The organism is Nosocomiicoccus ampullae (genome assembly GCF_019357495.1).
GTDB lineage: Bacteria > Bacillota > Bacilli > Staphylococcales > Salinicoccaceae > Nosocomiicoccus > Nosocomiicoccus ampullae.
Genome location: NZ_CP079110.1, coordinates 657,658 through 680,538 on the forward strand (window position 1 = coordinate 657,658; position 22,881 = coordinate 680,538).

The following is a 22,881-nucleotide window of genomic DNA, read 5'->3' on the forward strand; positions in this document are numbered from 1 at the left end:
AGACGATTTATTATGGACGATAGAATTTTAGATGAGAGTTTAATTGAAGGAGAAGCACAAGAAGAATTATCGTTACGACCGTTATATTTATCTCAATATATCGGTCAAGACGCGATTAAAAGAAATTTACGTATTTTTATAGATGCAGCAAAAATGCGTGAAGAGCCACTTGATCACGTTATTTTACATGGTCCACCAGGCCTTGGTAAAACGACGCTTTCAAATATTATTGCTCATGAAATGAACGTTAACATTCGTACAACAGCCGGCCCTGCAATTGAAAGAGCTGGAGATTTAGCTGCGATTTTATCGAGTTTAGAGCCTGGAGATGTTTTATTTATTGATGAAATTCACCGACTACCACGCATGGTAGAAGAAATTTTATATTCAGCAATGGAAGATTATTTTATTGACGTTGTCATCGGTCAAGGTGAAGAAGCAAGAAGTATTCGAATCGACTTGCCACCGTTTACATTAGTCGGAGCAACGACTAGATTCGGAAGTTTATCTGCACCGTTACGTGACCGCTTTGGTATTCAGTTACGATTAGAATACTATACAAATGAGGCACTCCAGACGATTGTTGAACGTACGGCTGATATTTTTGACGTCGAAATTGATAAAAATTCAGCATTTGAACTTGCAAGAAGAAGTCGAGGGACACCGCGTATTGCGAACCGTTTATTAAGACGCGTTCGAGACTTTTCTATGGTTAAAAATGAAACTTCTATTTCTTTAGAAACGACTAATGACGCGTTAAATGTACTAGAGGTTGACGAAGAAGGACTAGATCCAATTGACCATAAAGTAATGACGACGATTATTGATACGTATGGTGGGGGACCAGTTGGACTTGAAACAGTCGCAGTATCAATTGGTGAGGAAGTCGTAACACTTCTTGACGTCTACGAACCGTATTTAATTCAACGTGGATTTTTACAACGCACACCAAGAGGTCGTGAAGCAACTGCGAAAAGTTATGATTATTTTAAAAGACATAAAAATATAGAGGATAATGAGTAATGAAACTAACAGACTTTGATTTTGACTTGCCCGAATCTTTAATTGCACAACATCCATTAAAAAATCGATCAGATTCAAAACTTCTTGTGATGGATAAAAAATCGGGCGACGTAGAAGATCGTCACTTCCATAATATTTTAGAGTATTTAAAAGAAGGAGACGTACTCGTTTTAAATAATACACGTGTATTACCAGCAAGATTACATGGTCATAAAAAAGACAGTGGTGGTCACGTTGAGATGTTGTTGTTAAACCCCGAAACTGACGGTTATAAAGTACTAATAAAGCCAGCAAGACGCGTACACGTTGGTACTGAAATCGTATTTGGAGACGGTGAGTTAACAGCAACTGCTGTAGAAAAGCATGATAACGGTATTTTTATCGTAAAATTAAATTATGAAGGTATTTTAGAAGAAGTATTAGATGGTTTAGGTGAAATGCCTCTTCCACCATACATTAGAGAACAATTGGACGATAAAGAAAGATACCAAACGGTGTTTTCTAAACATAGTGGAAGTGCTGCTGCACCGACTGCGGGACTTCATTTTACAACAGAGCTTTTAGAAAGAATCGAAGCTAAAGGTGTTGATATCGTCTATATTACGCTTCATGTTGGACTTGGAACATTTCGACCAGTAGCTGTAGATAATATTGAAGAACACGATATGCATAGTGAGTTTTACTCTATAGAAAAAAGTGCAGCAGAGCGTTTAAATCAGGCAAAAGAAAATGGCGATAGAATTATTAGTGTTGGTACAACGTCTACGCGTACTTTAGAAGCGAACTTTAGAAAGTATGAAACATTTACCGCAACGAGTGACTGGACAAATATCTTTATTTATCCTGGGCAAGATATATTATCTGTTGACGGATTAATAACGAATTTCCATTTACCAAAATCGACGTTATTAATGCTCGTAAGTACGTTTTCTACACGTGAAAATATTTTAAGCGCATATAATCATGCGATTCAGAACAATTATCGCTTCTTTAGTTTTGGAGATGCGATGTTAATTATTTAGAGGTGAAATTATGGCAATACGATATGAACACGTCCATACGTGTAAACAATCAGGTGCACGTGCTGGACGCCTTCACACACCACACGGAATTATTGAAACACCTGTTTTTATGCCGGTTGGGACACTTGCTACAGTAAAAGGAATGTCTCGTGAAGAGTTAATCGAAATCGGCAGTCAAATTATTTTATCGAACACGTATCACTTATGGCTACGACCAGGAAGTGATTTAGTACGTGAAGCGGGTGGACTGCATAAATTTATGAACTGGGAGAAACCAATTTTAACAGATTCTGGTGGATTCCAAGTATTTAGTCTTTCAAACATGCGTAAAATTGAAGAAGAGGGTGTTCATTTTAGAAGTCATTTAGACGGTTCGAAATTATTTTTAACACCTGAAAAATCAATGGATATTCAGCACGACTTAGGTGCTGATATTATTATGTCGTTTGATGAGTGTGCGCCGATCCCTGCGAGTCGTGAATACGTTAAAGACTCATTAGAACGAACGACACGATGGGCAGAGAGAGGTTTAAATCACCACGTAAAGTCTGGTAATGATAAACACCAAGCATTATTTGGTATCGTTCAAGGCGGCGAATACAGTGATTTACGTAAACAAAGTGCAAGAGAAATTACATCTTTAGACTTTCCAGGATACTCAATTGGTGGGTTATCTGTCGGTGAACCGAAACCTTTAATGTATGAAATGCTTGAAGAAACAGTACCACTTTTACCTTTTGATAAACCGAGATATTTAATGGGGGTAGGTTCTCCAGATGCCTTAATTGAAGGTGTAATCCGAGGAGTGGACATGTTTGACTGTGTGTTACCGACAAGAATTGCACGTAACGGAACGACGATGACGAGTGAAGGACGAGTTGTCGTGAAAAATCATAAATATAGTCGTGATTTTGGTCCATTAGACAAAAACTGTGACTGTTATACGTGTCAAAACTATTCACGTGCATACATTAGACACTTGTTTAAAACGAACGAAATTCTAGGTGCTCGCCTTACAACTTACCATAACTTATATTTTCTGTTAAACTTGATGAGTGACGTCAGACAAGCTATTTTAAATGATAGCTTATTAGATTTTAAAGAGTTTTTCTTTGAAAAATATGGATTAAATAAAGACAATCCAAAAAACTTTTAAAGGAGGGGTTACATGGAAATTTTAAGCGTTTTATTTCCGTTTTTAGCAATCTTTTTAATCATGTACTTCTTAATGATTCGACCAGCTCAAAAGCGACAAAAACAAATGAATGAAATGCAAGCAGGTTTAGAAAAAGGTGACGAAGTTGTTACAATCGGCGGACTCACTGGTGAAGTAGAATCATTCGATGCGAACTATATGTACTTAAAGGTCGATGAAAATACTACTTTACGTTTTGAACGTAGAGCTTTACATCAAGTTGTAAACAAATAAAAGTCGACAGATGTCGACTTTTTTTATTTTTATTTAGTTTTGGCATAATAATCGTTATAATTAATATAGTCTTATACATACTATGTAAAGGGTGACATTGTGAAAAAGAAACCAAGTAGAATTATAAGTTTAGCACTTATCGTTGTTCTTCTTGGTACAGTGATCGGTCTGACTTATAAAGACGTCGTTAAAGATGTCAATTTGGGGTTAGATCTTCAAGGTGGATTTGAAGTACTGTATCAAGTGGAACCATTAGAAAAAGACGATAAAATTGACCAAAAAGATGTTGAAGCAACTGCTTCTACATTAGATTCACGTGTAAACGTACTCGGTGTTTCTGAACCGAATATTCAAATTGAAGAAGGGAATAGAATCCGAGTACAACTCGCTGGGGTTGAAGATCAAAAAGAAGCAAGAGAATTACTCTCAACTCAAGCTGAACTGACAATCCGTGACGTAAACGACAATGTTTTACTATCCGGTAAAGATTTAGTTCAAGGTGGGGCAAGTCAAGGATATGACGATTTAAACCAACCAATTGTGTCGTTAAAACTTAAAGACGCAAATAAGTTTAATGAAATTACTAAAGAAGTATCAGAGATGCCGCAAGGTACAAACTTGTTAGTTATTTGGATGGATTTTGAAGAAGGCGTTGATTCATTTGAAAAAGAAATGCAATCAGACGATCCAAAATACATTTCTGCAGCAACTGTAGATCAGCCGATTAACTCTACAGAAGTCATGATTTCTGGTGGATTTAGTGATAAAGACGGCTTACAACGTGCTCAGAATATCGCAGCACTTCTTAACTCTGGTGCACTACCAGTGAAGCTTGATGAGATTTTCTCTACGAGTGTTGGTGCACAGTTTGGTGAAGAAGCACTCGATAAGACAGTTAAAGCAGGTGCGATTGGTGTCATAATCGTACTACTTTACATGTTAGTGTTTTATAGAGTTCCTGGATTAATCGCGTCTCTAACACTTGTAGTGTACGTTTATTTAACACTAGTTATGTTTAACTTAATTAGTGGGGTACTGACACTCCCAGGTATCGCAGCACTTATTTTAGGGGTCGGAATGGCAGTAGACGCCAATATTATACTGTACGAAAGAGTTAAAGAAGAAATTAGAATTGGGCGAAGTATTAAAGAAGCGTACAAAAAAGGTGCAAGTAGTTCGTTATGGACAATTATTGATGCCAACTTAACGACATTAATTGCAGCGATTATTTTATTTATCTTCGGTACTTCTAGTGTTAAAGGATTCGCGATGATGCTTCTATTATCTATTTTAATGAGTTTCGTTACAGCTGTATTCTTAACGCGTGTACTAATGAGATTACTCGTTAGTTCCGGACGGTTGGATAATAAGCCAGGATTATTCGGATTAAATAAAAAACACATTCATAATATTCGTGAAGGCGTAAATGTTCAAGACTTACAAACAGTTTGGGACCGTCTAAACTTTGCTGAACATGCGAAAAAGTTCTTCTTATTAAGTGGAGTTATAATTTTAGTCGGTGCGATTATTTTATCAATCTTTAAATTAAACTTAGGTATCGACTTTACGAGTGGTACACGTGCAGATATTGTAGTTGAAAATAGTACAACCGAAGAATCTGTTCGTGAAGACCTTACGACTTTAAAGTTAGAGCCTGAAAGTCTAACAAAATCTGGTGACAACACGGTTGTTGCGAGATATTCTAAAGATTTAAACAAGGATCAAATTGCAGAACTTCAGCAATTCTTTGAAGAAAAATATGGTGAGACACCAATGACGAGTACAGTAAGTCCAGTCGTTGGACAAGAGCTCGTTAAAAATGCAATTAAAGCGTTACTGATTGCATCTGTTGCGATTATTATTTACGTCTCAATACGATTTGAATGGCGCATGGGACTACCAGCAGTAATTGCGTTAATCCATGACGTATTTATAATGATTGCGGTATTCTCACTCTTTAGATTAGAAATTGATATTACGTTTATCGCGGCAGTTTTAACGATTGTTGGTTACTCAATTAACGATACTATTGTTACGTTTGACCGTATTCGTGAGAACAATAAAAAAATGAAAATGTACCGCTCAGAAGCGGATATTAATCGTCTCATTAATACATCATTAAGACAGACAATGACACGTTCATTAAATACGGTACTTACAGTAATTATAGTTGTAGTCTTCCTCGTACTTATGGGTAGTGAGTCAATATTTACTTTCTCTGTAGCGTTACTTGTCGGTTTAATTAGTGGGGTATATTCTTCACTATTTATTGCGATTCAGTTATGGGGAGTACTTAAGAAAAAGCAACTTCGTAAAAATGGTGGTACACTTGTTGTATACGAAGAAAAACGTAATAATAAAGATAAAGTATTAGTATAAAATAAACGTCTAGGCTTTTGCCTAGACGTTTTTTAAAGGATGATATTTATGTATCAATCAACATATCATTGGATGATGAGAGAATTATCTGATGAAATTACAGAGGACTTGGTTAAAGAATACAATTTATCGGAATTGAATAAAACATTATTAGAAAATCGTGGGTTTACGACTGAAGATGATTTAGAAAAGATTTTAAATCCTCACACGCATGATTTTTCTTTAATTTATGATATCGATGTAGCAACAAAATTAATCTTAAAACATCTCGAAAATAATAGTCGTATATTAATTTACGGAGATTATGACGCAGATGGTATAACAAGTACGACAATTCTTTATAAGGCGCTGAAGAAAAAAAGTGCGTCTATTCATTTCTTTATCCCGAATCGTATTGAACAAGGATATGGACTAGATTATAACTTTATTGAAAATGAAGTTGTCGGAAATTTTGACCTCGTAATTACGGTCGATAACGGTGTCTCGGCGATTAAAGAAGTTGAGCTTTTAAAAAAGAACGATATTGACGTTATAATTGTCGATCACCACGAATTTACTGAAGAACTACCGGATGCGGTTATTATTCACCCGAATCATCCAGAAGGGGACTATCCGTGTAAATATTTAGCAGGTGTTGGAATTACGTATAAACTAATTGAAGCACTTGAATTAGATGAAGAGGAATACATGCAACTTGTGATGATCGGTACTGTTGCAGACATGGTGCCTATGTTTGACGAAAATAAATATTTCACTATAAAAGGTTTAAAATCAATAAATAATAATATGAATACCGGTATAAAAGCACTTTTAAAAGAAGCGGGACGACTAGAAGAAGTCGATGAAGAAACCGTCGGCTTTACGATTGCACCGAGATTAAATGCAACTGGACGTATTGACGAAGCGAGTGTTGCGGTATATTTATTGTTAAACGAGTTTCCTGAAGAGGCTTCAGAGTTAGCGGCTGATATTGAAATGTTAAATGATGCGAGAAAAGATATGGTCGATGAAACGTATATTGAAGCTGAACAATTAGTAAATAGTGATGACAAAATTCAAGTACTATATAGTGAAGATTGGCATCCAGGGATACTAGGTATTGTCGCGTCTAGAATTGTTGAAAATTACGGAGTCCCAGCCATTCTTTTAACGAAAGATCAAGATGTTTATACAGGTTCTGCGCGCTCGATTAATACAATTGAGCTATTAAAAACACTTCGAGAGTTAAATACTGATCATACTGCGAATGGCCATAACCAAGCGTTTGGTATTAAGGTCGATGAATCACTAATTGAAGATTTTAAAGTAGAGTTAACGACATTAATGAATCAATCATATTCAAAATTAAAGCCGACAAAAGATATTGATTTTAAAATAACAAATCCGAACATAACGATTAAGGATCTTGAGGAATTAAACGAATTACGTCCATTTGGCCATGGATTTTTAGTGCCAACGGTGATGGTAAGTAATTCTACTATCGAAACAATTCGTCAAATCGGTGTGGATAGTAAACACCTAAAGATGACATTAAAAGATTATAGTTTCGAAGTCATTGGCTTTAATTTTGGACACTTATTTAACGAAACGTCAATCGGCGAAAAAATCTATACGATTGGAAGACTCGGTATAAATGAGTTCAATGGAGTTAAAAAAGTTCAACTCGTTTTAGAAGACGCTGAAATTAAAGATATGCAGTTATTTGATATGCGTTCTAAAAACAATCAAAATTTTTCTATAATTAATAAAGATACAGATATTTTCTTTATCGCTGAAGACAAGGAAAAACTAGGGAGTAATTATTTTCACTACGGTGAGACAATTCCTTATAATGTGTCACAAGTTATATTAAGAGATTTACCAATTTCAATGGATCATTTCGAAACGACGTTAAAACAATTAAAGCCTTCAAAGTTAATTGCGATTTTTGATGACAAAGACAACTTATTTTTTAGTGGAATTCCTAAAGTACAAACGATTGAAGCAGTATATAATACGATTATCCATGCGAATAATGGTGCGATTGATTTAAAAAAGTTCGCGCCACAACTCGCGAAAAAACATAGTATAACTATGCAAATGCTAGTGAAAGTGACAAATACGTTGGAAGATTTAAATAGAATTTCAGTCCAAAACGGTGTCATATTTTTCGATGAAGAAAATACAAAAGACCTTGTTGTCATAGAGTCGAATTATTTTAAGCAACTAAAGGAAAAATTAAACTCGGAAACACAATTAAAAATGACGTCACGACCAGAATTAAAAACATACATTGAAAAATTAATTAATGAATAAAACTATGTAGACATTGCTAAATTATGATAAAATATAAGTATTAAATGAAAAGGTGCGGTAAGATTAAATGAATTTACGAGAATACGTTTCAGAAGTTGAAAATTGGCCAAAAGAAGGCGTCCAATTTAAAGATATAACTACAATTATGGACAACGGAGAAGCTTTTGGTTACGCAGTCGATCAAATTGCTAAATACGCTGAAGATAAAGATGTAGACATTATCGTCGGTCCTGAGGCGAGAGGTTTTATTATCGGATGCCCAGTTGCATATAGACTCGGCATTGGATTTGCACCTGTTCGTAAACCAAACAAACTACCAAGAGAAACGATTTCTTATGAATACGACTTAGAGTATGGAAAGAATACTTTAGAAATTCATAAAGATGCAATCAAACCTGGTCAGCGTGTATTAATTACCGATGATTTACTTGCGACTGGTGGTACAATTGAAGCAGCGATTCATCTTGTAGAAAAACTTGGCGGTGAAGTCGTCGGACTAGCGTTCTTAATTGAATTAAATTATTTAAATGGACGCGATAAGATTAAAGATTATGACTTTATTTCACTGTTAGAATACAATGAATAAAAATAAGTGCCTGAGTAATCAGGCACTTTTGTATAATATTAAGTTTTAAGGAGTGAGATCATGAGTAATAAAGAATACCCATATGTTGCGGAAGACGTTTTTAACTTATGCGGAAAGTATATGAATGATGATGAACTAAATACTGTAAAGCGTGCTTATGATCTTGCAGAAAAAGCGCATGAAGGTCAATTTAGAAAAAATGGCTTACCTTATATTTTACATCCAGTACAAGTTGCTGGGATTTTAGCAGAGTTAAAGTTAGATACGCCGACGATTGTTGCTGGATTTTTACACGATGTCGTTGAAGATACTGAATATACTCATGAAGATTTAATTGAAATGTTCAATGAAGAAGTCGCAGCCATCGTTGATGGAGTCACTAAGTTAGAAAAAGTTAAATACCGTTCGCTAAAAGAGCAACAAGCAGAAAACCATAGAAAACTGTTTGTTGCGATCGCAAAAGATATTCGAGTTATTTTAGTGAAACTCGCTGACCGTTTACATAATATGCGTACGTTAAAAGCGATGCCTGAAGAAAAACAAGTTCGAATTTCTACAGAAACATTAGAAATTTACGCACCAATCGCAAATCGTCTCGGTATATCTAGTATAAAATGGGAACTTGAAGATATTGCGCTTCGTTATATCGACCCGAGCAGTTATTTTAGAATTGTTAGTTATATGAAAAAGAAGCGTAGTGAAAGAGAAGTTATTATTAATAAGGCGATTGAGGATATTGCAACAAAACTTAATAAATCTCACATTGATCACCAACTTTCAGGTCGCGCTAAACACATTTATAGCATTTATAGAAAAATGAACGATCAACATAAAGAGTTCGATCAAATCTTTGACTTACTCGCGGTCCGTGTACTCGTTAACGATATAAGAGATTGTTATGCGGTACTAGGCATTATCCATACGATTTGGAAGCCGGTCCCAGGCCGATTTAAAGATTATATCGCGATGCCAAAACAAAACATGTATCAATCACTGCATACAACAGTTGTCGGACCTAACGGGGATCCATTAGAAATTCAAATACGTACATTTGAAATGCATGAAATCGCAGAACACGGGGTTGCTGCACATTGGGCTTATAAAGAAGGTAAAAACATCAAGGCGCCAACGAATAACTGGGTAAAAGAAATTGTCGATAATGAATCATCGTATACAGATGCTGAGGAATTTATGGAAGCATTAAAAAGTGATATGCTATCAGACAAAATTTACGTGTTTACTCCTAATGGCGACGTTGTCGAATTACCTCAAGGTGCAGTGCCGATAGATTTTGCGTATTCTGTCCACTCAGAAGTTGGTAACAAAATGATCGGTGCGAAAGTAAATGGTAAAATTGTACCTATTGATTATAAGTTAAACACTGGTGATATCGTAGAAATTAGAACGAGTAAACAATCATATGGACCAAGTTTAGACTGGTTAAATTTAGTGAAATCATCAAGTTCTAAAAACAAAATTCGATCATTTTTCAAAAAACAAGACCGAGAACAAAACATCGAAAAAGGTCGTTTACAAGTTGAAGAAGAAATTAAGTCAAATGGTTACAAATTAGAAGAAGCCTTTGATGACAAATCAGTAGAAGTCGTTTTAGAACGTTATAATTTAAGAGAAATTAATGATTTGTTTGCGATGGTTGGATTTGGCGGGGTTACAGCGCAGCAAATTGCTAATCGTTTAACAAATCATTTAAAAAAGCAACAAGAAAAAGAACCTTTACTTGAAGTTGAACGTACGAAAGATTATAAAAACGTACATTCTGATACTGGAGTTATCGTTGAAGGACTTGGTGGGATGCTTGTTAGCCTCGCAAAATGTTGTAACCCAGTACCTGGTGATGATATTGTCGGTTATATTACAAAAGGCCACGGAGTCAAAGTACATGTTAAAGACTGTTCAAATATTAAAAATGAAACCGACCGATTGATTGATGTATCTTGGTTAAAAGATAAAGAAGAAAAACAAAAATATAAAGTTATATTAGAAATTAAAGGTTTCGATCGAAGCGGACTAGTCAATGAAATACTTAATTTAGTATCGAGTGAGAAAATTCCGATTACTGAAGTCAGTGGCCAAACAAATGCAGATAGTCACGCCAAAGTAAATATATCAATTATGGTCGAGTCTAAAGCAAATTTAAATCAAATCGTCCATAAAATTAAAAACTTAAAAGATATTTATAGCGTTGAAAGAGTCTTTAAGTGAGGTGAATGTCAGATGAAAGTAGTGCTTCAAAAAGTAAGTCACGCATCAGTCATGACAAATGAATTATTTAACGAAATAAATAAAGGCTTTATGCTTTTAGTTGGTGTGAGTGAAACTTCTACAAAAGAAGATGCAAAAAAGCTTGCAGAAAAAATCGTTAAAGCGAGAACATTTGAAGATGATGATGGTAAAATTAATTTATCGTTAAAAGATGTCGATGGCGAAATATTAAGTGTATCTCAATTTACACTTTACGCAGACGTTAAAAAAGGAAATCGTCCGTCATTTATAAATGCAGCGAGTGGAGATTACGCAAAAGAGCTTTATGAGTACTTTAACGAGGAGTTAAGAAGTCATGGTGTGAACGTAAAGACAGGATTCTTCGGTGAGCATATGGATGTAAGACTCACAAATTCAGGACCGATTACCCTGATATACGAAGCAAAAGAAGGTAAGATTGTTTAATGAATGTATTAAAGAAGTTCATATCTAAAATTTTGAACTTTGTCATATGGTTTTTAAAGACTCAAAAACATTTATATGTAAAACCTTTATTTATATTTCTAATGTCTTTAATATTTATTTTTTCTTTTGTATATATTGTAAAATCATATGAACCTCACAATGACTACGAAGATATAACAATCGATTTTAAAGATAAAAAATATGATCTTAAAGGAATTAAAGTCGTCATAGACCCTGGTCATGGTGGTAGTGATCCCGGGGCGCCGTCTTATTATGGAGAAAATGAATCGGCAATTGTCATGAGTGTTGGTGAAAAGCTTCAAAAAGTTTTAGAAGAGTCGAATGCTGAAGTTGTTATGACGAGAGCGGGAAATGAAACCGTTGAGCTCGATGACCGCGATGCTAAAGGTGATATTTTTATATCACTTCATAGTGATGCTTTTGAGTCTAACGAACCTACTGGTTTTACAACGTTTTATGCACACGACAGTCAAATTGATTTAGCGACTGCAATAAATGAAGGACTAAATGAGCAATCATTATTACCGAATAAAGGAGTTCAGACAATGCCTTACCAAGTCATCGATCAAATTAAATATCCAGGAACTCTTGTTGAGCTTGGATTTTTAAGTAATGATGTAGATGACTACTTACTAAACACTGAAGACTATCAAAACCGACTCGTTTACGGTATTGTTGAAGGTATAGAAATATACGTAACCGACTACGATAATAAAGAATAATTGACTATATCGTATTAAGAAATTATAATTTACTAGATACTAATTATAGAAGATAATGTTTTTAAATGAATGACAGAGACGTTATGGTTGGTGAAAATAACGCATTTTTAAACATTTGAGACACTTCTATTTATAAAATATAATATTTTAAATGAGAGTAAGTAATTACTAAATTAGGGTGGCACCACGATATTATCGTCCCTTATACCTTTATGGTATAAGGGATATTTTTATGGAGGGAAATACATGATTCAAATACCACGCGGTACACAAGATATTTTACCGAAAGATTCATATAAGTGGCAGTACATTGAAGATACACTTAAAAATGTATGTGAAAAGTACAATTATCAAGAAATTAGAACACCAATTTTTGAAAGTACAGATTTATTTGTAAGAGCAGTTGGTGATACGACAGATATCGTCAACAAGGAAATGTATACGTTTAAGGACAAAGGTGACAGAAGCATGACACTTCGTCCAGAAGGTACAGCACCAGTTGTACGTAGTTACATTGAAAATAAAATGTACGGTGATCCAAATCAGCCGATTAAAGTATTCTACAACCAACCGATGTTTAGATACGAACGCCAACAAAAAGGACGTTATAGACAATTTGTTCAGTTTGGAGTAGAAGCAATCGGTGTTGAAGATCCATTAATTGACGTAGAAATTTTAAGTATGCTTATGGCATTTTATGAATCATTTGGGTTAAAAGATTTAGAGCTTCACATTAACTCAATTGGAGATTTTGATAGCCGTAAAGAATATCAAAAAGCACTCCAAGAACATTTTAGACCGAAAATCGATGAGTTTTGTGACGACTGCCAATCAAGAATAGACACGAATCCGATGAGAATTTTAGATTGTAAAACAGATAAAAATCATCCGTTAATGTCAACTGCTCCAAAAATTACAGATTACTTAAACGATGAATCGATCGAATATTATGAGAAAGTAAAATCCCAACTCGATAAAATCGGTATTAAGTATGTTGAAGATCCGAGCTTAGTCCGTGGTCTTGACTATTACACACATACAGCGTTTGAGTTAATGAGTACAGCAGACGGCTTTGGTTCTATTACAACACTCGCGGGTGGTGGACGTTACAATGGATTAGTTGAAATGTTAGATGGCCCAGCTGAAACAGGAATTGGATTTGCGCTATCTATTGAACGACTACTATTAGCAATTGAAGCTGAGAGTATTGAAATTGAAAACCCACATACTTTAGATTTATATGTCGTAACGATGGGTGAAGAGTCTCGTGATTATGCGAGTGTATTATTATCACAGTTAAGACAAAAAGGTATTACAGCAGATATGGACTATAAGGCACGTGGAATGCGTGCTCAAATGAGAGACGCGGACAGAAAAAATGCTGCATATACGATTGTAATTGGTGATAATGAATTAGAAGAAGGTAAAGTAAATGTTAAAAACATGTCTACTGGTGAAGAAGTAGCATATTCATTTGAAAACTTAGAGGAGGCAATTCAATAATGAGTAGAACATTAGTATTAGAAACGTTAGAAAAACTTAATGAAACCGTGACGTTAAAAGGATGGGTGCAACGTCGCCGAGACCTCGGAGGATTAATCTTTATTGACTTAAGAGATGCTTCAGGTGTCGTTCAAGTTGTCTTTAATCAAGATCATAAAGAAGCAACTGAGATCGCTGATACATTACGTTCAGAGTACGTAATTGAGGTGACAGGTGAAGTCGTTAAACGTGATCCATCAACAGTAAACGAAAACATTCAAACAGGTGAATTAGAAGTCGTCGCAGATTCATTAAACGTGTTATCTAAAGCAGAAACACCACCATTCCAAATTGAGGATGACGCTGTAAGTGAAGACGTAAGACTTAAATATCGTTATGTTGATTTAAAACGTCAAAAATTACAAGACACATTAAGAACACGTCATAAAACAACTGCAGCAATTCGCGAATTCCTAAATAATGAATTCTTCGTTGATGTAGAAACACCGTTTTTATCTAAATCAACACCAGAGGGTGCGAGAGATTACCTTGTACCTTCACGTATTCATCACGGTGAATTTTACGCACTACCTCAGTCACCACAAATTTATAAACAATTATTAATGTTAAGTGGTTTTGAGAGATATTACCAAATCGTTAAATGTTTCCGTGACGAAGACTTACGCCGTGACCGTCAACCGGAATTCACACAAGTCGATATTGAAAAATCATTTACTGACGTTGAAGATATGATTGATCTGAACGAAAGATTATTACAATATGTATTTAAGGAAGTAAAAGATATCGATGTAGAAATTCCTTTTGCTCGTATGACTTATGACGATGCAATGCTTAAATACGGTGTAGATAAACCAGACACTCGTTTTGGTATGGAACTTGTTGAACTTAGCGACTTTAGTAAAGACGTGGACTTCAAAGTATTTAAGTCAACAGTTGAAAATGGCGGAATCGTTAAAGCAATTGTTGTAAAAGATAGCGCAGATAAATACTCACGTAAAGACATTGAAGCACTTGAAGAATACGTGAAATTATATGGTGCTAAAGGTCTTGCATGGTTAAAATATAATGACGGTGCATTCACTGGCCCAATTGCGAAATTCTTTAGTGAAGACAAACAAAATGAACTGAAAGAGATTCTTGGAGCTGACGAAAATGACCTCGTATTCTTCGGCGCTGACAAAGCATCTGTTGTAAATGCAAGTTTAGGTAACTTAAGAAATAAACTTGGTAAAGAGTTAGACTTAATCGATGAAGATAAATACAACTTCGTATGGATTACAGACTGGCCATTATTTGAATATGATGAAGACGAAGAACGTTTCGTTGCAGCACACCATCCATTCACTTCACCGAAAGAAGAAGATATTGAGTTACTAGAAACAACACCAGAAAAAGTAAAAGCAAATGCTTATGACATCGTCTTAAATGGATATGAACTTGGTGGGGGATCTATCCGTATTTCTAACCCAGAGTTACAAGAGAAAATGTTCAAAGCACTAGGATTCTCAGAAAAACAAATGCATGATCAGTTCGGTTTCTTAATCGAAGCATTTAAATATGGTGCTCCGCCACATGGTGGCTTAGCTTATGGTCTTGACCGTCTCGTAATGCTACTGACAAAAACAGACAACATTCGTGACGTTATCGCATTCCCTAAAACAAGCAGTGCTCAAGACTTAATGATGGATTCACCATCAAATGTTTCAAACAGACAACTAAATGAACTACATCTTCAAATTAAACCAGAAGGTAAGTAATAAAAAATAAGCTTAGCAATTTGCTAAGCTTATTTTTGTATTTGATTACCAAGCTTTAAACCCTGGTGATCCTGGAATATTTTCTGTGAAGATTTGTGAAACTGGAACTGTGTATGCAATTACGACTAAGAAAATCGTAATAATAATGAGTAATCTCCAGTTTTCAACCCAAGCAAGTGGCGCATCGCCATCATCCATAAAGCGGGCGATTGGGAATTCTTCTACAGTATCAGATTTAGGTGTTCTAAGTGATAAGAAGAATGCAAAGAACGCTATAATAATTGCAATTAATAAGAATGATCCACCAATTGCTTGTAGTAATTGATAGCTGATCCATTCTTGAGCTAACTCGTGTCCACCATATTCAGAGAATGTCGAACGTCGTGGTGCACCTTTAAGACCTGCCATATGCATTGCAAATGACATGATTCCCATACCAAGTGCCCATGTATATGCTAACCATAATCCTAGAGAGTTAGTAAGTTTTGTCATCTTACCGCCAACTAAGTGAGGAAGTAAGAACATCATTGCACCAAAGTAAGTTAATACAACCGGCGCACCTACTGTGATATGGAAATGTCCAACGACCCAAATTGTGTTGTGAACGACTTGGTTCATTTGACCTGATGCGTTGATGATTCCACCAATACCACCTGGTACGAAGAATAACATACCAACAAATGGTAATACGAATCTTGAATCATTCCATGGTAACTTCTTAAACCAATCAAATAATCCTGTTGCACCTTTTTTACGTCCATATGTTTCAAATGAAGCAAATAAGCTAAATGCAGTAATTAATGATGGAACAATTACCATAAATGTAAGAACTACTTGTAGACCTTTCCAGAATGCGTCAATACCTGGCTCTACTAATTGGTGGTGAATACCAACTGGAATAGAGAAGAATAGGAATAAGACGAAACTAAGTCTTGCAAGTTTATCTGAAAAACCTTTAACTCCGATAATTTTAGGTAATACTGCATACCAAACCATGTATGCTGGTAATAACCAGAAGTATACGAGTGCGTGTCCAAAGTACCAGAATAACGTACGTGTAAGTTTAACGTTAACTGTATCGATTAATCCAAATGACCACGGGATAAGTTGAGTTAGCGCTGATGCTGCGACACCGATGGTACATACATACCACATGACGTTGTTAATAGCAACAAAATATGCAATCGTAGGTGTTTTTTGACCTGGATTTTGTTTTCTCCATCTAAAGTAACGCTTTGTCTGAGCACCTGTTGCAATCCATGTACCTACGATGACGAGTGTTAACCCAACATAGAAGAGACCGTGTGCTTGTAGTGGTGCGTAAAATGTGTAAAGTACTGAAGCTTGGTTAGTTAAGATCATTGATGCTGCCATTAACACACCAATTGTCATTAGCCAAAAACCAATCCAACCTGCTTTTCTTTCACCGTCAGTTAAGCCACCCATTGCTCTTGAAACAGCTGCTGTTTGGAAACCAACAATGAAGAAGAATGTAAGTACTAAAGCTAAAATTACACCGTGTAGTGTTAAGATTTGGTAATATCCGATACCTAGTGGTAATTCAAAATATCCCGAACGTACGAACGTTTGTAATGCACCTGCAGTACCACCGATTACTAATGCGAGTATTACCCAAATCATATTTGCTAATACTAATTTAGAATCTTTTTTATTAATTACAGTATCTGCTGAATATATTTCGTTTTGTGTTGTATTTAGATAAGATTTAGCCATTATTCTTCACTCCCGACAACTTTAATTACTGAAGTCATATCAGTGTGACCTGTACCACAGTATTCGTTACATACAACTAAGAATTCTCCTTCTTTGTTGAATGTTGTATGATATTTAGAGATTAATCCTGGTTCTGCCATCATATTGATGTTTGTTTTCGCTACTTCAAAACCATGAATTACGTCAGGAGTTGTAACCATAACGCGTACTCTTGAACCTTTTGGAATTTCTACTTCTGTAGGTTCATATCTAAACATACTTGCTACCATGTATAAATCGTAATCAAAACCTTCTTCTTTTGATTCATAGAGTCCAGGCTCTTTAAATCTTTCATCATCTCTTACGTGATCAGGGTTAATCGTTTCGATCCCTGATGCAGCAGGTGAGTGACCTTGGTGAACTGCTGAAATTCCTAAAATAACAAGGAATAAGATTAAAGCTCCAGTTCCAAAGCTTAGCCATATCTTTTCATACTTGTGCATTTATTTCACCTTTCCTTTTTACATTCTTTCCATAAATAACATAAATACGCCGAGCCAAGAAATTAGCATTAAAGCACCGAGTGTCATTGTCATAAATAAAGTACCTCTTAAGTCGAGTTTATGTACATCTTCACTCACACTTTTTTCATGATCGACTGTTTGATCATGCTGAGGTTTAACAATTTTTTTATCAGCCATATATTTCACCTTCCAATTATGTTGTTTATAACAATATTGTATTGTATTTACTTCTATAAAAAAGTGATAAAAGTCACACTTCGACATATATTTGTAACAAATTTATAGTTTCTAAAAAAATTTGAATTACAACTAATTCTATTTGAGATTTAAATTGCAATTTTTCAACAATAAAGTGATAAAAGTCACTAAATATGTTAATATAAAAGCGATAGGGAAGTGATAGTTTTGTCAAATTCTCCAACGTTTAAACCACAATTAATTATTGATTATATAAAGAAAAATGGCATAGAGATGCATGTGAATAAAAATGAATTTATATTTCACTCTGGTGATTTAACAGAGTACATTTATGTAATTGAATCTGGTGAAGTACTAGTATTAAGAATACAAGATGATGGATCAGAAAATGCGATTCACTTTTTAAATAATGATTGCATATTTGGTGCGGTCACTTTGTATTGCGGACCGAAACGCCATACGTCGTTTGCGAAATCTAAAACTGAAGTTGTATTACATAAAATTGAAAAGAATAAGTTTGAAGAAAAAGTGTTAAATGATAGTCGATTTACTAAAGAATGGATGAGATGGTTAGAAATTGAAAGGTTAAGACATTCCTCAAAACTAAGAGACATGTTAATGTACGGTAAAATGGGTGCTTTAGCAAGTGTCATTGTCAGACTATCGAATTCATTTGGTGTAAATACTAAAAAAGGAATTGTTATCGATACAAAACTAACCAACCAAGAACTTGCTATGCTTGCTGGAACTTCTAGGGAAGTTGTCAACCGTTATTTAAAGGAATTATCAAAAGAAGGGATTATAGAAGTAAACAGAAAAATAATTACAGTTAAACATATGAAAAAGTTAAAACATATTATTAATTGTGAAAACTGTGATATCAACTTATGCCAGATTTACTAATCTATAAAATTGCTTCAAAATAATGGTTGTGCTATTATTAATTTAAAGGAAGCACCTGATTAGTACGTGATGTGTCGGTTTCATTTTGACCTAACACCTATATAAAAGGGAGCTTGGCGTTCAAATATGATTGACATGCCCTATAAGGGACTTCATGAGTATTTGACAGAGCACCCACCTGCACAAAGCAGGCCAAATAACCCGACAACTACACACGGCTATATCGGATGCTTCATTAGACAGTCACTTTGTGGCTGTCTTTTTAAAATTCTATTAATTTACTCTTTAAAAATTATAATAGTGTGTTAAGATATTGGAGTAGTAATTTGAAGGTGAAAGGTTGCGTGATCTTTGATGTCAGTTAAAGGGTTACTCTTTAAGAGAAAACAAAAGTTAAATTCTAAAAATGCATCTAAATCATGTGATTTACTTAAAAAAAGAAAAGAATTAAAAAAACAAATTAACAATAACATGTTAACTTAAAACGCGATCACTTTAGTGATCGCGTTTTTTTAATATTTATTAAATGGTTTTAAATTTTTATAAGTTTCATTTAAGAAGCTTTCGTATTTTGAAGTACCGTCATCTTTAAAATATTGTTTATGTTTTAAAGAGTCTGGTAAATATTGTTGTTTGACGATGTTGTTGTTATAGTCGTGTGGGTTTTTATAACCAATTGAGTTACCGAGTTCTTTTGCTCCTTTATAGTGTCCGTCTTTTAAATGTTTTGGGACAACACCGATATGACCTTTTCTTATATCACTAAGTGCGTTATCGATACTTTTAATTGTCGTATTTGATTTTGGAGATAACGCTAAATCAATAACGGCCATAGATAATGGAATTCTCGCTTCTGGAAATCCGAGGCGTTCAGCTGCAATTATCGCATCTAACGTTCTACCTGGAAGCTGAGGATTACTAAGTCCAATATCCTCATAACTGATCACGAGCAAGCGTCTTGCAATTGTGACGAGGTCTCCAGCTTCAATAAGTCTACCGAGATAATGAAGGGCCGCATCAACGTCACTTCCGCGAATAGACTTTTGAAACGCACTCATCACATCGTAATGCTCATCTCCATCTTTGTCGTGTATAAATTGACTCTGTTGCATCGTATCTCTTGCATCTTCTAACGTGACATGAATAGAATCTTTCGTATCACTTAATACTGCAAGTTCTAAACCGTTTAACGCACTTCTAATATCTCCATTTGAAGCTTTCACAAAATGTTCTAACGCGTCATCATCGAGCGTAATATCTTTACTAACAAGCCCACGGTCTTTATCTTCTAATGCGCGAGTAATTCCTGTTTTAATATCGTCTTCTTTCAATGGATGTAATTCAAAAATTTGTGTTCTCGAACGAATGGCTGGGTTAATTGCATGATAAGGGTTTGATGTTGTTGCACCGATTAACACGATTTTTCCACTTTCTAAATGCGGGAGTAGAAAGTCCTGCTTTGCTTTATCGAGACGATGGATCTCATCGAGCATTAATATCACACTACCACTCATATCTGCTTCTAATATAATTTTTTCAATATCTTTTTTAGAACTCGATACAGCATTTAACGTTCTAAACTTATATTTTGAACTACCAGCTAACGCACTGGCGATACTCGTTTTACCAATACCAGGTGGTCCATAAAGTATCATTGATTGTAATCTTTTCGCTTGGACCATACGTCTAATAATTCCTTTTTCCCCAACGAGATGATCTTGTCCGAGTACTTCATCAATATTTTTTGGACGCATGCGAAAACTTAAAGGTTCATTTGACATTAGATTTTTCACCAACTTTTTCGTTATGCTATTATATATACTATATAACAAAAGTGCATCTGAGGTGAAGAAGTGAATATATCAACAAAAGGCCGCTATGGTTTATATTTTATGAATGTACTCGCTATAGAGTACGGAGTTAGAAAACGCTCTGTAAAATCAATTGCAAACGAACGTGGAGTGAGTGACTTATATTTAGAGCAAATCGTTGCGTGTTTAAGAAGAGCAAATCTTGTAAAAAGTACACGCGGTGCATATGGAGGGTATGAGTTAAATTATCCACCAGATGAAATTACAGTACTCGATGTTTTTAAAGCAGTTGGTGAAAATATCGTAGCAATCGAATTAGATGATAAAGATACAAAAAATGAAAGATTTTTATGGAGAAGAATTAGAGATGGAATAAGTGACGTGATTGCTCATACGACACTTTATGATTTAATTAGTCAGCCAGATGAATTTGATGATTATATGTTTTATATTTAAAAAAACCTCCCAATAAAGGGAGGTCGTCACATTCGTCCGCTTTTAAATATCGTAAATATGAGCCAACTAAACATTGCGATGGCGAGTATAGAACCTATCTCTATTACTGGAAGTTTAAATAATATAGAACCTTGTCCGAGCACAGAAGATCCAATAATAATTCCTGCCATTAAAATTGACAGAGATAATAATACAATTGAGAAAGAAATTCTATTTATCGTACGATCTAGATGGCGTGCGATATTTTTTTCTTGTTTTAACCCAAGCATCACTGGAAGATGTTTTTCACCTAGACCTTTAGAGAACTGGTGTAAATTTTGCAGTGATTCCTCAATTAAGGTCGTGAGTAGTACCCAGTCAGAAAGTTTATTTTCTGCGATGTTTTTCGGGTTTAGTCGTTTAATGAGTAAACTTTTACCAAACGGTTCAGCAACTGTTAAGATGCTGTAATTTTTGTCTAGCATTTCAATATTTCCTTCTAAAGTAATGAGTGTTTTAGCGAGTAGAGTGAAGTCTTTTGGTAAGTGAATATGATATTTATTCGTAATTGAAAATAAATCTCTAACTGCGTCGCTAAACTCTAAATCCTTAAGTGGTATATCGTAATACTTATCTTGCATAAGTTCAGCTTCTTTATATAACTCATTTACATCGACACCGTCTGGAACAACGCCCATTTGTACAATTGATCGAACGACTTTTTTAGAATTTTTTTGCATTAATCCAATAAGTAAACTACCAAAGTTTTGTTTGATATCTTCAGTTAGCTTTCCAACCATTCCAAAGTCAATAAAGCCAACTTTACCTTCATTAGTAACGACAATATTACCTGGATGAATATCTGCGTGGAAAAATCCATGTTCAAAAATTTGAGTAAATAAAGTACGCGCTAACGTATCAGCGATGTGATAACGGTCGTATCCTTTTTCATCGAGTAGTTTTGTACTACGTATTGAATATCCATCAAAATATTCCATTGTGAGAATCGTCTTATTTGATAACGTGGCATAAACGTGTGGAAATGCAACAGTATCATTTCCTTTAAATTGACGTTTAATACGGTTAATATTTCTTGCTTCTATTGTATAGTCCATCTCTTGAATAATCGCTTGAGATAATTCTTCAACAATGTCTGTTACTTGATATTGTTTTGCCCAGTTAAAATTATTTTCAGCAACTTGAGCAATAGTTGACAAAATTTCTAAATCTGTACGGATATTTCTTTCGATATTTGGTCGCTGAACTTTTATCGCAACGACTTCTCCAGTTTTTAACACCGCACGGTGGACTTGCCCAATTGATGCAGAACCGAGAGGTTCATCTTCAAATATTAAAAATGTATCTTCAATATTTATATCTAGATTCGTCTCTATTAACTCTTTTGCGATGTCGCTAGAAAAAGGCGGCACTTCACTTTGAAGCTTCTCTAATTCTTTAATAAATGATTCAGGTAAAATATCTCCTCGTGTACTCGCAATTTGTCCGAGTTTCACATATGCTGGACCCGCTTCTTCTAAAAATATTCGAATACGTTCAGCGATTGTTTTATCTTCTTGTTGTGGTGTTTTATTAAATAGTCGTCTTGGCAAGCTAAGTAAATTATCTAATCCACTTTCTTCGATAATAAAGCCGAGTCCACTTTTAGAAAAGAGGATCGCAATTTCTCTAAAGCGGTTAATATATTTAATTTGATTTCGTATCATAGAGTATCCTTCCAATCTTAATCAAGATGATGAAACGATCAAAAAGTGCTAAAATAATATTTAAAGATTTTATAAGTGAAGATAGGTGAAAATATTGCGTGAATTGTTGTTTGTTATTGCACCCATTTTAATTATTCAAGTCATATTC

General features: G+C 34.8%; 19 protein-coding genes and 1 other RNA gene. 15 read left to right on the forward strand and 5 right to left on the reverse strand.

The genetic code is table 11. From position 1 onward, the window contains the following. The first annotated feature begins 12 nt into the window (after positions 1-12). The 12 genes from ruvB to aspS all read left to right on the forward strand — a co-directional run bounded on the left by ruvB (position 13) and on the right by aspS (position 15,425). Positions 13-1,023, forward strand: a complete 1,011-nt coding sequence (gene ruvB, locus KPF49_RS03345; protein WP_183674621.1) for a Holliday junction branch migration DNA helicase RuvB — start codon at positions 13-15, stop codon at positions 1,021-1,023. Next, positions 1,023-2,045 (forward strand): tRNA preQ1(34) S-adenosylmethionine ribosyltransferase-isomerase QueA, encoded by a 1,023-nt coding sequence (gene queA / locus KPF49_RS03350; RefSeq protein ID WP_183674624.1) that lies wholly within the window; start codon positions 1,023-1,025, stop codon positions 2,043-2,045. The genes ruvB and queA overlap by 1 nt, the downstream gene beginning before the upstream one ends. A 10-nt stretch (positions 2,046-2,055) precedes the next feature. After that, positions 2,056-3,201, forward strand: a complete 1,146-nt coding sequence (tgt, locus tag KPF49_RS03355) for a tRNA guanosine(34) transglycosylase Tgt (RefSeq protein WP_183674627.1) — start codon at positions 2,056-2,058, stop codon at positions 3,199-3,201. Between the two features lie 12 nt (positions 3,202-3,213). Further along, positions 3,214-3,474: a preprotein translocase subunit YajC gene (gene yajC / locus KPF49_RS03360; RefSeq protein WP_183674630.1), complete on the forward strand. Its 261-nt coding sequence runs from the start codon at positions 3,214-3,216 to the stop codon at positions 3,472-3,474. Positions 3,475-3,573: 99 nt separating this feature from the next. Further along, positions 3,574-5,853, forward strand: a complete 2,280-nt coding sequence (secDF, locus tag KPF49_RS03365; RefSeq protein ID WP_183674632.1) for a protein translocase subunit SecDF — start codon at positions 3,574-3,576, stop codon at positions 5,851-5,853. Positions 5,854-5,901: 48 nt separating this feature from the next. Next, a complete protein-coding gene (gene recJ, locus KPF49_RS03370) occupies positions 5,902-8,148 on the forward strand; it encodes a single-stranded-DNA-specific exonuclease RecJ (RefSeq protein ID WP_183674635.1) in 2,247 nt (748 codons plus the stop codon). A gap of 67 nt (positions 8,149-8,215) precedes the next feature. Continuing rightward, positions 8,216-8,734, forward strand: coding sequence for an adenine phosphoribosyltransferase (locus tag KPF49_RS03375; protein WP_183674638.1), 519 nt, complete (start codon positions 8,216-8,218; stop codon positions 8,732-8,734). Positions 8,735-8,794: 60 nt separating this feature from the next. Then, on the forward strand, positions 8,795-10,957 hold the full coding sequence (locus KPF49_RS03380) for a RelA/SpoT family protein (protein ID WP_183674641.1): 2,163 nt from the start codon (positions 8,795-8,797) through the stop codon (positions 10,955-10,957). 12 nt (positions 10,958-10,969) lie between these two features. Continuing rightward, positions 10,970-11,422 carry a D-aminoacyl-tRNA deacylase gene (dtd, locus tag KPF49_RS03385; RefSeq protein ID WP_183674644.1) on the forward strand — a complete coding sequence of 151 codons (453 nt, stop codon included), beginning with the start codon at positions 10,970-10,972 and terminating at the stop codon, positions 11,420-11,422. Beyond that, the gene (locus KPF49_RS03390; RefSeq protein WP_219490151.1) at positions 11,422-12,165 is read left to right on the forward strand and encodes an N-acetylmuramoyl-L-alanine amidase family protein; all 744 of its coding nucleotides are present in this window, start codon (positions 11,422-11,424) and stop codon (positions 12,163-12,165) included. The genes dtd and KPF49_RS03390 overlap by 1 nt, the downstream gene beginning before the upstream one ends. Positions 12,166-12,411: 246 nt before the next feature. Continuing rightward, a complete protein-coding gene (gene hisS, locus KPF49_RS03395) occupies positions 12,412-13,668 on the forward strand; it encodes a histidine--tRNA ligase (protein ID WP_183674650.1) in 1,257 nt (418 codons plus the stop codon). Beyond that, positions 13,668-15,425: an aspartate--tRNA ligase gene (gene aspS / locus KPF49_RS03400; RefSeq protein WP_183674653.1), complete on the forward strand. Its 1,758-nt coding sequence runs from the start codon at positions 13,668-13,670 to the stop codon at positions 15,423-15,425. The genes hisS and aspS overlap by 1 nt, the downstream gene beginning before the upstream one ends. Positions 15,426-15,470: 45 nt before the next feature. Here aspS and KPF49_RS03405 read toward each other — a convergent pair whose 3' ends face one another. Genes KPF49_RS03405 through KPF49_RS03415 form a run of 3 tightly spaced genes read right to left on the reverse strand, consistent with a single transcriptional unit; the run spans position 15,471 to position 17,839 of the window. Then, positions 15,471-17,159 (reverse strand): b(o/a)3-type cytochrome-c oxidase subunit 1, encoded by a 1,689-nt coding sequence (locus tag KPF49_RS03405; RefSeq protein WP_183674656.1) that lies wholly within the window; start codon positions 17,157-17,159, stop codon positions 15,471-15,473. Further along, positions 17,159-17,641: a cupredoxin domain-containing protein gene (locus KPF49_RS03410; protein WP_183674659.1), complete on the reverse strand. Its 483-nt coding sequence runs from the start codon at positions 17,639-17,641 to the stop codon at positions 17,159-17,161. The genes KPF49_RS03405 and KPF49_RS03410 overlap by 1 nt, the downstream gene beginning before the upstream one ends. Positions 17,642-17,659: 18 nt before the next feature. Next, positions 17,660-17,839: a cytochrome c oxidase subunit 2A gene (locus KPF49_RS03415; RefSeq protein ID WP_183674663.1), complete on the reverse strand. Its 180-nt coding sequence runs from the start codon at positions 17,837-17,839 to the stop codon at positions 17,660-17,662. A gap of 228 nt (positions 17,840-18,067) precedes the next feature. On the opposite strand from KPF49_RS03415, the gene KPF49_RS03420 reads away from it, so the two are divergent. Continuing rightward, positions 18,068-18,763: a Crp/Fnr family transcriptional regulator gene (locus tag KPF49_RS03420; protein WP_183674666.1), complete on the forward strand. Its 696-nt coding sequence runs from the start codon at positions 18,068-18,070 to the stop codon at positions 18,761-18,763. 49 nt (positions 18,764-18,812) lie between these two features. Next, a non-coding RNA gene (gene ssrS, locus KPF49_RS03425) (6S RNA) lies at positions 18,813-18,997 on the forward strand. 278 nt (positions 18,998-19,275) lie between these two features. Here the strand turns inward: ssrS and KPF49_RS03430 are convergent. Next, positions 19,276-20,544, reverse strand: coding sequence for a replication-associated recombination protein A (locus KPF49_RS03430; RefSeq protein ID WP_183674669.1), 1,269 nt, complete (start codon positions 20,542-20,544; stop codon positions 19,276-19,278). 72 nt (positions 20,545-20,616) lie between these two features. Between KPF49_RS03430 and KPF49_RS03435 the strand changes: the two genes are divergently transcribed. After that, positions 20,617-21,030 carry an RrF2 family transcriptional regulator gene (locus tag KPF49_RS03435; RefSeq protein WP_183674672.1) on the forward strand — a complete coding sequence of 138 codons (414 nt, stop codon included), beginning with the start codon at positions 20,617-20,619 and terminating at the stop codon, positions 21,028-21,030. Between the two features lie 26 nt (positions 21,031-21,056). Here the strand turns inward: KPF49_RS03435 and KPF49_RS03440 are convergent, their stop codons facing one another. Next, a complete protein-coding gene (locus KPF49_RS03440) occupies positions 21,057-22,733 on the reverse strand; it encodes an ABC1 kinase family protein (RefSeq protein ID WP_183674675.1) in 1,677 nt (558 codons plus the stop codon). Between the last annotated feature and the right edge of the window lie 148 nt (positions 22,734-22,881).

What these genes read in the sequence shown, in the direction of transcription:
- dtd (WP_183674644.1), top strand. Translation starts at nt 10,970, where the DNA reads ATGAAAGTAGTGCTTCAAAAAGTAAGTCACGCATCAGTCATGACAAAT.
- KPF49_RS03440 (WP_183674675.1), bottom strand. Translation starts at nt 22,733, where the DNA reads ATGATACGAAATCAAATTAAATATATTAACCGCTTTAGAGAAATTGCG.
- KPF49_RS03405 (WP_183674656.1), bottom strand. Translation starts at nt 17,159, where the DNA reads ATGGCTAAATCTTATCTAAATACAACACAAAACGAAATATATTCAGCA.
- ruvB (WP_183674621.1), top strand. Translation starts at nt 13, where the DNA reads ATGGACGATAGAATTTTAGATGAGAGTTTAATTGAAGGAGAAGCACAA.
- hisS (WP_183674650.1), top strand. Translation starts at nt 12,412, where the DNA reads ATGATTCAAATACCACGCGGTACACAAGATATTTTACCGAAAGATTCA.
- aspS (WP_183674653.1), top strand. Translation starts at nt 13,668, where the DNA reads ATGAGTAGAACATTAGTATTAGAAACGTTAGAAAAACTTAATGAAACC.
- KPF49_RS03430 (WP_183674669.1), bottom strand. Translation starts at nt 20,544, where the DNA reads ATGTCAAATGAACCTTTAAGTTTTCGCATGCGTCCAAAAAATATTGAT.
- yajC (WP_183674630.1), top strand. Translation starts at nt 3,214, where the DNA reads ATGGAAATTTTAAGCGTTTTATTTCCGTTTTTAGCAATCTTTTTAATC.
- KPF49_RS03375 (WP_183674638.1), top strand. Translation starts at nt 8,216, where the DNA reads ATGAATTTACGAGAATACGTTTCAGAAGTTGAAAATTGGCCAAAAGAA.
- KPF49_RS03380 (WP_183674641.1), top strand. Translation starts at nt 8,795, where the DNA reads ATGAGTAATAAAGAATACCCATATGTTGCGGAAGACGTTTTTAACTTA.
- KPF49_RS03410 (WP_183674659.1), bottom strand. Translation starts at nt 17,641, where the DNA reads ATGCACAAGTATGAAAAGATATGGCTAAGCTTTGGAACTGGAGCTTTA.
- recJ (WP_183674635.1), top strand. Translation starts at nt 5,902, where the DNA reads ATGTATCAATCAACATATCATTGGATGATGAGAGAATTATCTGATGAA.
- KPF49_RS03415 (WP_183674663.1), bottom strand. Translation starts at nt 17,839, where the DNA reads ATGGCTGATAAAAAAATTGTTAAACCTCAGCATGATCAAACAGTCGAT.
- tgt (WP_183674627.1), top strand. Translation starts at nt 2,056, where the DNA reads ATGGCAATACGATATGAACACGTCCATACGTGTAAACAATCAGGTGCA.
- queA (WP_183674624.1), top strand. Translation starts at nt 1,023, where the DNA reads ATGAAACTAACAGACTTTGATTTTGACTTGCCCGAATCTTTAATTGCA.
- KPF49_RS03390 (WP_219490151.1), top strand. Translation starts at nt 11,422, where the DNA reads ATGAATGTATTAAAGAAGTTCATATCTAAAATTTTGAACTTTGTCATA.